The 2,020-nt window shown below is 65.2% G+C and carries 1 protein-coding gene; it reads left to right on the top strand.

Annotated elements, in window-relative coordinates:
- On the top strand, positions 1–1,910 hold a 1,910-nt coding region (locus tag DBR23_RS09010), incomplete at its 5' end, for a sodium-translocating pyrophosphatase (RefSeq protein WP_108498028.1).
- Between the last annotated feature and the right edge of the window lie 110 nt (positions 1,911–2,020).

Here is a 2,020-nt window from a genome sequence, read left to right as displayed (position 1 = left end):
CCCGCCAGTACAAGACCATTGCCATCGTGGGCGTGGTGCTGGCGGTGCTCATCGGCGTGTTTCTGGACGGCACCACGGCGGTCGGCTTTGTGGTGGGCGCCGTGCTCTCGGGCGCCTGCGGCTTCATCGGCATGAATGTCTCTGTGCGCGCCAATGTGCGCACCGCGCAGGCAGCCACCCAAGGCATTGGCCCGGCGCTCGATGTCGCGTTTCGTGGCGGTGCCATCACCGGCATGCTGGTGGTGGGGCTGGGTCTGCTGGGTGTCACGGGCTTTTACTGGTTCCTGGCGGGCAACGGCAACCACACGCCCACCACCCATCTGGCCACGCTGCTCAACCCGCTGATTGGCTTTGCGTTCGGCTCGTCGCTGATCTCGATCTTTGCGCGCCTGGGCGGTGGCATCTTCACCAAGGGCGCGGACGTGGGCGCCGACCTGGTGGGCAAGGTGGAGGCTGGCATCCCTGAGGACGACCCGCGCAACCCGGCCGTGATTGCCGACAACGTGGGCGACAACGTGGGCGACTGCGCCGGCATGGCAGCCGACCTGTTCGAGACCTACGCGGTGACACTGATCGCCACCATGGTGCTGGGCGCCCTGATGGTGGCCACGGCCCAGGTCAATGCGGTGGTGTACCCGCTGGCGCTGGGGGCGGTGTCCATCGTCGCATCCATCATTGGCTGCTTCTTCGTCAAGGCAACGCCCGGCATGAAGAACGTGATGCCCGCGCTGTACAAGGGTCTGGCGATAGCGGGCGTGCTGTCGCTCATCGCTTTCTACTTCGTCACGCTGTGGATCATGCCGGACAACGCGGTCACGGCCACGGGCACCCAGCTGCGGCTGTTTGGCGCTTGCGCCACCGGCCTCGTATTGACGGCCGCGCTGGTCTGGATCACCGAGTTCTACACCGGCACGCAGTACTCGCCCGTGCAGCACATTGCCCAGGCGTCCACCACCGGCCACGGCACCAACATCATCGCGGGCCTGGGCGTTTCGATGCGTTCCACGGCCTGGCCCGTGGTGTTTGTGTGCGCGGCCATCATCGTGTCCTATGGCCTGGCTGGCCTGTACGGCATTGCGGTGGCAGCCACGTCGATGCTGAGCATGGCGGGCATTGTGGTGGCGCTGGATGCGTATGGTCCCATCACCGACAACGCGGGTGGCATTGCCGAAATGGCCGAGCTGCCCAGCAGTGTGCGCGACATCACCGACCCGCTGGACGCCGTGGGCAACACCACCAAGGCCGTGACCAAGGGATACGCCATCGGCTCGGCCGGCCTGGCTGCACTGGTGCTGTTTGCCGACTACACCCACAAGCTGGAGAGCTACGGCAAGGCCATCACCTTTGATCTGTCGGACCCGCTGGTCATCGTGGGCCTGTTCATCGGCGGGCTGATTCCCTACCTGTTCGGCGCCATGGCCATGGAGGCTGTGGGCCGCGCCGCAGGCGCCGTGGTAGTGGAGGTGCGCCGCCAGTTCAGCACCATCAAGGGCATCATGGACGGCACGGGCAAGCCCGAATACGGCAAGGCCGTGGACATGCTGACCACCGCCGCCATCAAGGAAATGGTGATCCCCAGCCTGCTGCCGGTGGTGGTTCCCATTGTGGTGGGCCTGCTGCTGGGGCCCAAGGCGCTGGGAGGCTTGCTCATGGGTACCATCGTCACAGGTCTGTTTGTCGCGATCAGCATGTGCACCGGCGGTGGCGCGTGGGACAACGCCAAGAAGTACATCGAAGACGGCCACCACGGCGGCAAGGGCTCTGAGGCGCACAAGGCCGCCGTGACCGGTGACACCGTGGGCGACCCCTACAAGGACACGGCCGGCCCGGCCATCAACCCGCTGATCAAGATCATCAACATCGTGGCACTGCTCATCGTGCCGCTGGTGGTCAAGTTCCACGGCGGGTAAAACCGCCCCACCATCGTCAAAAAGGGGCCTCTGGCCCCTTTTTGACGCGTAACATCGCATCCACTGCAGCAGCCACTGGTATCGCGTTCCACTGAAGATGGCCTTGACAC

Origin of the sequence: Acidovorax sp. HMWF018 (assembly GCF_003061035.1) — a bacterium.
In the GTDB taxonomy this organism is placed as follows: domain Bacteria; phylum Pseudomonadota; class Gammaproteobacteria; order Burkholderiales; family Burkholderiaceae_C; genus Acidovorax; species Acidovorax delafieldii.
The sequence above is the reverse complement of the archived record's forward strand: the minus strand, read 5'-3'. Positions and strand labels throughout refer to the sequence as shown.